At 67.4% G+C, this 7,486-nt stretch carries 8 protein-coding genes and 1 tRNA gene; 6 read left to right on the top strand and 3 right to left on the bottom strand.

All coding sequences use genetic code 11. From position 1 onward, the window contains the following. Positions 1–119: 119 nt before the first annotated feature. Both ACWDOP_RS22525 and ACWDOP_RS22520 read right to left on the bottom strand, forming a co-directional pair. Positions 120–767 (bottom strand): TetR family transcriptional regulator, encoded by a 648-nt coding sequence (locus tag ACWDOP_RS22525; RefSeq protein ID WP_454202582.1) that lies wholly within the window; start codon positions 765–767, stop codon positions 120–122. 218 nt (positions 768–985) lie between these two features. After that, positions 986–1,600 (bottom strand): TetR/AcrR family transcriptional regulator, encoded by a 615-nt coding sequence (locus tag ACWDOP_RS22520; RefSeq protein ID WP_354989606.1) that lies wholly within the window; start codon positions 1,598–1,600, stop codon positions 986–988. A gap of 366 nt (positions 1,601–1,966) precedes the next feature. On the opposite strand from ACWDOP_RS22520, the gene ACWDOP_RS22515 reads away from it, so the two are divergent. The 5 genes from ACWDOP_RS22515 to ACWDOP_RS22495 all read left to right on the top strand — a co-directional run bounded on the left by ACWDOP_RS22515 (position 1,967) and on the right by ACWDOP_RS22495 (position 5,877). Further along, positions 1,967–2,037 (top strand) — tRNA-Gln (locus ACWDOP_RS22515). A 109-nt stretch (positions 2,038–2,146) separates the two neighbouring features. Next, entirely contained in the window at positions 2,147–3,628 is a 1,482-nt protein-coding gene (glmU, locus tag ACWDOP_RS22510) for a bifunctional UDP-N-acetylglucosamine diphosphorylase/glucosamine-1-phosphate N-acetyltransferase GlmU (RefSeq protein WP_456346645.1), read from the top strand. Beyond that, positions 3,625–4,605 carry a ribose-phosphate diphosphokinase gene (locus tag ACWDOP_RS22505; RefSeq protein WP_454202580.1) on the top strand — a complete coding sequence of 327 codons (981 nt, stop codon included), beginning with the start codon at positions 3,625–3,627 and terminating at the stop codon, positions 4,603–4,605. Before glmU ends, ACWDOP_RS22505 begins: the two co-directional genes overlap by 4 nt. A 154-nt stretch (positions 4,606–4,759) precedes the next feature. Next, positions 4,760–5,077, top strand: a complete 318-nt coding sequence (locus tag ACWDOP_RS22500) for a hypothetical protein (protein ID WP_456346644.1) — start codon at positions 4,760–4,762, stop codon at positions 5,075–5,077. A 116-nt stretch (positions 5,078–5,193) separates the two neighbouring features. Then, the gene (locus ACWDOP_RS22495; RefSeq protein ID WP_456346643.1) at positions 5,194–5,877 is read left to right on the top strand and encodes a hypothetical protein; all 684 of its coding nucleotides are present in this window, start codon (positions 5,194–5,196) and stop codon (positions 5,875–5,877) included. A 110-nt stretch (positions 5,878–5,987) separates the two neighbouring features. On the opposite strand, the gene ACWDOP_RS22490 is transcribed toward ACWDOP_RS22495, so the two are convergent. After that, complete coding sequence (locus ACWDOP_RS22490; protein ID WP_456346642.1) at positions 5,988–6,722, bottom strand: HAD family hydrolase; 735 nt, start codon at positions 6,720–6,722, stop codon at positions 5,988–5,990. Positions 6,723–6,779: 57 nt separating this feature from the next. On the opposite strand from ACWDOP_RS22490, the gene ACWDOP_RS22485 reads away from it, so the two are divergent. Next, a complete protein-coding gene (locus ACWDOP_RS22485; RefSeq protein WP_456346641.1) occupies positions 6,780–7,415 on the top strand; it encodes a DUF2461 domain-containing protein in 636 nt (211 codons plus the stop codon). Positions 7,416–7,486: the final 71 nt, after the last annotated feature.

The raw sequence follows: 7,486 nt of genomic DNA, 5'->3' as shown, positions 1-7,486 counted from the left end.
GCCCGCCCGGTTCTGGACTGACGGAGCGGGGGAGCGAAGCGGAGGAGCGGAGGAGGGAAGAACCGGGTTACGAGGGCCGCGAACCGCCGGAGCGCAGCGGAGGCACATTGGGCACTGCCTCAGACCACGTAGCGGCGCAGGCGGCGGGCCGCGAACTCGCGGAAGTAGGCCACCTTCTCGTCCGGGACGATCGAGGGCAGCAGGAAGTACCAGGCGCGTTCCATGCGCGTGGCCATCTGGTCGATGGACTCGGTGCTGACCGCGACGATGTGCACGCCGGTGGTCATCTCCTGCAGTAGCAGGCCGATGGTCTCCGGGTCGAGCTCGGGTTCGAGATCCCCCTGGGCGATGGCGCGCTCGGCGAGCAGGCGATGGGTCTCGCCCCACGTCTTGGCGATGTTGTCGCCCGTCGCGCCGCGGTAGTCGCCGATCTGGTGCGTCAGCTTGAGCATGGCGCCGACCATCGGATCGTTCATGGTCAGATCCGCGACCACGTAGGTGATTCCGATGCACGCCTCGAGCGCGGGCACTCTGGGATCGAAGAATCCCTGGCACGCGCCGACGAGGCGCTCATTGCCCTGATCGACCACCGCGCGAGCTAGCTCTTCCTTCGAGCCGAAGTGAAAGTACAAGGCGCCCTTGGTCACATTGGACTGCGCGATGATCTCCGACAGGCTCGCGTTCGCGTAGCCCAGCCGCAAGAAGACATCGGCCGCGCCCGCGAGCACGGAATCGCGAGTGATCTCCGCACGCGCTTGCCTAGCCATCAGATCCGCCTGTCATCAAACCAGCCATCCTGAAGTAGACCGACATCCCGAAGTTGACCGACATCACAGTTCGAACAGCACTCGAAGGATGGGTGAACCGTACCACCCGGCTGCCGTATGCCAGTCGATTCGAGCATTCGACCCGTCCTCCTTCGCAATTCACTGGTTAACTGTCCAGTTCCGCCCCTATTAGACGGACATTCTCATACCGTTAGGTCTCATATACCGGTGCCGCTGGGCCATTCCGAGGCCAGCTCAGGATTCGCTTCCAGATGCGTGAGCCCGTTCCAGCACAGATTCACCAGATGCGCGGCGACCACTTCCTTGGACGGCTGCCGCTCGTCCAGCCACCAGGTTGCGGCGGTCGCGACCATGCCCACCAGCGCTTGCGCGTAGAGCACCGCCAGACTGGTATCGAATCCGCGGCGCTCGAAATCACCGGCGAGTATGTGCGCCACCTGATTAACTGCCTCGTTCAGCAGAGAGGAGTACGTACCCTCCGCCGCCGAGGCGGGCTGATCCCGCATCAGGATACGGAAGCCGTCCGTGCGCTCCTCCATATAGGTGAGCAACGCCAGCGCCACCTGTTCCAGACGCACCCGCGAACGGTTCTGAGTGAGCGACGCGGTCAACATATCGAGCAGCGTGGACATCTCGCGATCCACGACGACCGCGTACAACCCTTCCTTACCCCCGAAGTGTTCGTACACCACGGGTTTGGAGACCTGCGCCCGCTGCGCGATCTCCTCGATCGAGGCCGCGTCGTACCCCCGCTCGGCGAACAGCGCCCGCCCGATCTCGATCAGCTGCTGCCGCCGCTGCGTCCCGGTCATGCGTGGACGCGACACCCGGCTCGCCTCACCCGAAGCCATCGCCTCCGCCTCCCTGTATGCCGTACGAACCTCGGACAACTCTTTCAGATCAACCCCGCACTGTCCCAGACCGGCCTCATCGAGCCTGCTCACGCGGACGCCGAACAACGACCGGCGCCCCGCATCCCGTGCCGGGACAAGTGATCTCACGACAGCGGCGCGCCACCCGGCCGCGCCGGCGGGACCACCGTCACGAGCGGGTCCGCACAATTTCGGACAGGCGGAGCCGGGAAAAGTTTCGACTAGGCGGTCCCATGTGCGAGTATCTACACGCGCATGCCACTAACAAACGCAGAGCGGCGTACCGTACGGTCCGCCGGTGTGCAATCCGCCGTAGTGTAATGGCAGCACCACTGATTTTGGTTCAGTTAGTTCAGGTTCGAGTCCTGGCGGCGGAGCTCGCGAACGGGGTCATTATGGTTGGCCCCGCACATCGCTGACGCAGCACAACTGTGGCCCAGCGCAAAACAAGCACTCAGCACGATGACGCGCAGCCGAGGGAGATCCATGCCACAGCAGACCGCCGTCGTCGTTCTCGCCGCCGGAGCCGGAACCCGAATGCGGTCCAAGACCCCCAAGGTGTTGCACCCGATGGCCGGCCGCAGCATGCTCGCGCACGCGCTGCATGCGGCGAACGAGATCGACCCGACGTACCTCATCACCGTGATCGGCCACGACCGCGAACAGGTCGGCGACGCGGTGGGCAAGGTGGGAGCGGAGCTCGGCCGCCAGATCGTTCTGGCGGTACAGGAAGAACAGCGCGGGACCGGGCACGCGGTCCAGTGCGCGCTGACGGCACTGCCCGACGACTTCACCGGCGACGTCCTGGTGACGTACGCCGACGTGCCGCTGCTCGACGGGCACACCCTGCACGCGCTGCTCGACGAGCACCGCAGCTACTCCGAGGGCTCGGCGGTCACGGTGCTGACCTTCGCCCCCGAGGACCCGAACGGCTACGGCCGCATCGTCCGCAACGCCGACGGGCAACTGCTCGAGATCGTCGAGCACGCCGACGCCACCCCCGAACAGGCCGCCATCACCGAGGTCAACTCCGGCGTCTACGTCTTCGACGCCGCGGTGCTGCGGGTGATGATCACGCGGATCGACACCGCCAACGCGCGCTACGAGCTGTACCTGACCGACGTGCTCAAGCTCGCCCGCGAGGCCGGGCACCCGGTGCACGGCGCCCGACTCCTGGACTCCGCCAAGGTAACCGGGGTCAACGACCGGGTGCAGCTGGCGGGCGCGGCGGCCACGCTCAATCGCTACATCGTGGAACGGCACATGCGCGCCGGGGTCACCATCGTCGACCCGGCCACCACCTGGATCGACGGCGGGGTCACCATCGGGCGCGACGCGGTCATCCGCCCGGGCGTACAACTGTTGGGCGACACCAGCATCGGCGAGGACGCCGAGATCGGCCCCGACTCCACGCTCACCGACGTGGTGGTCGGCGCGGGCGCCAAGGTCGTCCGCACGCACGGCGAGAAGTCGAGCATCGGACCCGGTGCGACCGTCGGCCCCTTCACCTATCTGCGGCCCGGCACCTCGGTCGGCGACGCGGGCAAACTCGGCGCGTTCGTCGAGACCAAGAACGCCACCATCGGCGCGCACTCCAAGGTGCCGCACCTGACCTACGTGGGCGACGCGACCATCGGCGAGCACAGCAATATTGGCGCGTCGAGCGTTTTCGTCAACTACGACGGGGTCAACAAGCACCACACCGTGGTCGGGTCGCACGTGCGCACGGGAAGCGACACGATGTTCGTCGCCCCGCTCACCGTGGGTGACGGGGCATATTCCGCAGCGGGTACTGTGCTGCGTAGAAATGTTCCACCGGGGGCTCTCGCGGTGTCCGGCGGAGCGCAGCGCAATATCGAGGGCTGGGTGCAGCGCAACCGGCCCGGCACCGCTGCCGCCGATGCGGCCGCAAAGGCCATCGCGGCCGATGAGGATCCCGACGAGCAAAAGGATGGCGAACGTCCGTGACCGCGTTCTCTACCGATAACCACAAGAATCTGATGCTGTTCTCGGGACGCGCTCATCCCGAGCTCGCCGAGGCGGTGGCCAAGGAACTCAACGTCCACGTCACCCCGCAGACCGCCCGCGACTTCGCGAACGGCGAGACCTTCGTCCGGTTCGAGGAATCGGTTCGCGGCTCCGACGCCTTCGTGCTGCAGAGCTTCCCGGCCCCGCTCAACCAGTGGGTCATGGAGCACCTGATCATGATCGACGCGCTCAAGCGCGGTTCGGCCAAGCGCATCACCTCGGTGCTGCCGTTCTACCCCTACGCCCGCCAGGACAAGAAGCACCGCGGCCGCGAGCCCATCTCGGCCCGTCTGATCGCCGACCTGCTCAAGACCGCGGGCGTGGACCGGATCATCACCATCGATCTGCACACCGATCAGATCCAGGGCTTCTTCGACGGCCCGGTCGATCACATGCACGCGCAGGTCCAGCTGGCCGAGCACATCCGCAACAACTACGACCTGTCCAACATCACCGTCGTCTCCCCCGACGCCGGTCGTGTGAAGGTCGCCGAGAAGTGGGCCAACTCGCTCGCGGACGCGCCCATGGCGTTCATCCACAAGACCCGTGACCCGCTGGTCCCCAACCAGACCGTCTCCAACCGCGTGGTCGGTGAGGTCGAGGGCCGCACCTGCATCCTGATCGACGACATGATCGACACCGGCGGCACCATCGCCGGCGCGGTCAAGGTCCTCAAGGCCGCCGGCGCGGGCGACGTCGTCATCGCCGCCACCCACGGCATCCTGTCCGATCCGGCCGCCGAGCGCCTGGCCAACTGCGGCGCCAAAGAGGTCGTGGTCACCAATACGCTGCCGATCGACGAGGACAAGAAGTTCCCGACCCTGACCGTGCTCTCGATCGCGCCGCTGCTGGCGCAGACCATTCGCGAGGTCTTCGAGAACGGTTCGGTCACCGGACTTTTCAACGGTTCCGCGTAGTTCGGAGCGAGTACTCCCCCAGCGCGCCCCCGCCGATTCCGGCGGGGGCGCGTTGCTGTGAATGGACGGCAATGGGTGAAGCCGCCGGGCGGCGGCGGTAGCGTGAACGGGGTCAAAGGATTGTCACGGGAGCGCGGAGGAGAGGCGGTGCCGGATGGACGAGCGGCGCAACGATGACGACGACCAGCTCATGGACGAGGTCCTCGACAGCGAGGACGTCGAGAACCTCGACTACGACCTGGGCGACGACGACCAGGCCGACGAAGTCCGCGAGTACGAGCGCTACATCGCCGACCCGCCCGACGATCTGATCATCCGCAATCGCGAGAACGACGACACCGGCCGCCTCGGGATCGAGGCCGAACTCGACCAGGAATGGACGCGCCGCCGCCAGCGCGAGGAGAACAGGTCCGAGGACGATCGGCCCGCCGAGGTCGCGGCCATGGAGATCGTCGACGAACCCGACGACTGACCCGCTCGATCATCCGGGGTGTCCGGGCCGCTACCCGGGAACCGATTGTTTCGCGCCGGCGCCCACCGGGTGATACCCATGAAGGGCGTTCACACCACTACCGAGGAGGGCGCTGCATGAGTACACCGCCGAACGAACCGCAGTCCGGGTCCGGCGACTTCTTGAAGAAGGAGAAGTCCGAGACCCCGGAGCAGCCCGCGACACCGCCGCCCGCGACGCCGGAACCGTCCGCCGGGGGATACACGCCGGAGCCGTATCCGCAGGGTGCTCCGGAGCCGTACCCGCAAAGTGCCCCGAACCCGTACCCGCACGGCGCGCCGGGCCAGTATCCGCCGCCGGGGTACCCGGACCCGCAGTATCCGCAGGGTGCTCCCCCGCCGCAGGGCGATCCGTATCCGGCGGGCGGGGTGTACAACTACCCGCCGATGGGCGGCCAGCCGCAGGGTTCCCAGCCCGGCTACCCCGCCTATCCGCAACAGGGTCAGCCCTATCCGCCCCAGGGCGGCTACCCGGCGTATCCCCAGCAGCCCGGCCAGCCCTACCAGCCGTACGGCGCCCCGCCCCCGCAGTCCGGCACCCAGATCTTCTCGATCATCGGCTTCGTCTGCGCCGCGATCGCACTGCTGTTCTGCCCCTTCGGTTTCGGTATCGCCGCGATCGTGCTCGGCGTGGTCGGCAACAGCAAGGGCGAGAAGCTCGGCAAGTGGGCCGCGATAGCCGGCGGCGTCTGCATGGTCCTGGGCTTGATCTTCGCGTTCATCGTGCTGGGCAGCGACGGGTTGGTGCCCACGGACAATTAGCGCGTCCGGTTCGAGAGCTCGACGGGCCCCGGCGCGGTCGCACTGTGCCGGGGGCTGTCCGCAGGTGGTGGTCCGGCGTGAGAGGTGCGCTCGGACAACGGCTTCGGGGGCTACGTAGCAGTGCCGGACCGGCCGGGCGGGATCTGTTTACGGAAGCTGGTTATCGCGGCGACCACTTTCTCGGTATCGCGTAGATCCGGCAGCACGATATCCGCGCCCGCGGCTTCTAGTTCGGCGACGCTGTCGGGGCCGGACGCCACCGCTATCACGTGGGCTCCGCCGTGGCGGCCCGTGTGGACGTCGCGGGTCGTGTCGCCTATTACCAGGGTGTTCGTGTTGTCGAAGGGGGTAGCGAACTTTGTCGACGCCCGGCACTGGGCGACTGCGACCAGGCGGGGGCGTTCGTCGTGGTCCGAGCCGTAACCGCCGACCTCGAAGTCCATGAAGCCGTCGAGGGCGAACGCGGACAGCTTTGTCGCCGCGTTCGCACGGGTATTGCCGGTGAGCACCGACTGGACAATGTCGGGCATCGAGTGGAGCGCCGTCAGGACCGCGCGGGCTCCGGGCAGCTCGTGGCCACGTTCACGCAGGGTGTCGATTGTCGACGCGGTCGTCGAATCGAGGATCTCCAGCATGTTCTCGCGGCGAATACCGCACGGCTCGATTCCGTGATCCAGCAGCATGTTTCGCATGATCACCGGCTCGGTGCGCCCATCGGTTCGGGCGCGGTGTTCCGCGCGCCGGCCGGTGAGCATCTCGAACGCCAGACGGTAGATCTCCTTGTTCACGCCGTTGTTCTCGGTCAACGTGTGGTCGATGTCCCACAGCACCAGCAGCGCGTCCATGGCCAGCGATTCTAGGTCGATCCGCGGGCTCCCGGACCCGTCAATTAGCCTGGTCCGGTGCCCTTCACTGGCTTCCCGCTCACCGGCCTGGACTTCTACGAAGACTTGGAGGCCGACAACTCCAAGGCCTTCTGGACCGCCAACAAGCCGGTGTGGGAGGAGTCGGTGCGGGCGCCCATGCAGGCGCTGATCGCCGAGCTCGAACCGGACTTCGGGACGGGGAAGATCTTCCGGCCGTACCGGGACGTGCGGTTCGCGCGGGACAAGACGCCCTACAAGACCAGCCAGGGGGCGGTGGTGCACGCGGCCCCGTCCAACGGGTGGTACGTGCAGATCGACGCCTCGGGGCTGTTCGTCGCGGGCGGGCAGTACGCGACCGAACCCGCGCAGCTCGCCGCGCTGCGCACCGCCATCGACGACGAGGTGCGCGGGACCGAGCTGGAAAAGCTGCTCGCGCAACTGGTCTCGGCCGGGTACACGGTCGGCGGCGACACGCTCAAGACCAAGCCCAAGGGGTTCGCGATCGACCACCCGCGGATCGAGCTGCTGCGGCACCGGACGCTGGTGGTCAGCCGCTCGTACGGCGCGCCGGAGTGGCTGAGCGGGCCCGAGGCCGCCGCGCGGGTGCGGGCGGCGTGGGAGGAGCTGCGGCCGGTGGTCGAGTGGCTGGCGGCGGTTACCGCGCAGAAGTAGCAGGCGCGCGGGCCGCAGCCTCGGCTCGGCTCGGCTCGGCTCGGCTCGGCTCGGCTCGGCTCGGACAAGCC

This window comes from Nocardia sp. NPDC003693 (genome assembly GCF_053981095.1).
This window is presented reverse-complemented; position numbering and strand designations above follow the sequence as displayed.

Bases quoted from the DNA above. Each gene is read 5' to 3' on its own strand.
- ACWDOP_RS22525 (WP_454202582.1), bottom strand. From the start codon at position 767: ATGGCTAGGCAAGCGCGTGCGGAGATCACTCGCGATTCCGTGCTCGCG.
- ACWDOP_RS22520 (WP_354989606.1), bottom strand. From the start codon at position 1,600: ATGACCGGGACGCAGCGGCGGCAGCAGCTGATCGAGATCGGGCGGGCG.
- glmU (WP_456346645.1), top strand. From the start codon at position 2,147: ATGCCACAGCAGACCGCCGTCGTCGTTCTCGCCGCCGGAGCCGGAACC.
- ACWDOP_RS22500 (WP_456346644.1), top strand. From the start codon at position 4,760: ATGGACGAGCGGCGCAACGATGACGACGACCAGCTCATGGACGAGGTC.
- ACWDOP_RS22495 (WP_456346643.1), top strand. From the start codon at position 5,194: ATGAGTACACCGCCGAACGAACCGCAGTCCGGGTCCGGCGACTTCTTG.
- ACWDOP_RS22490 (WP_456346642.1), bottom strand. From the start codon at position 6,722: ATGGACGCGCTGCTGGTGCTGTGGGACATCGACCACACGTTGACCGAG.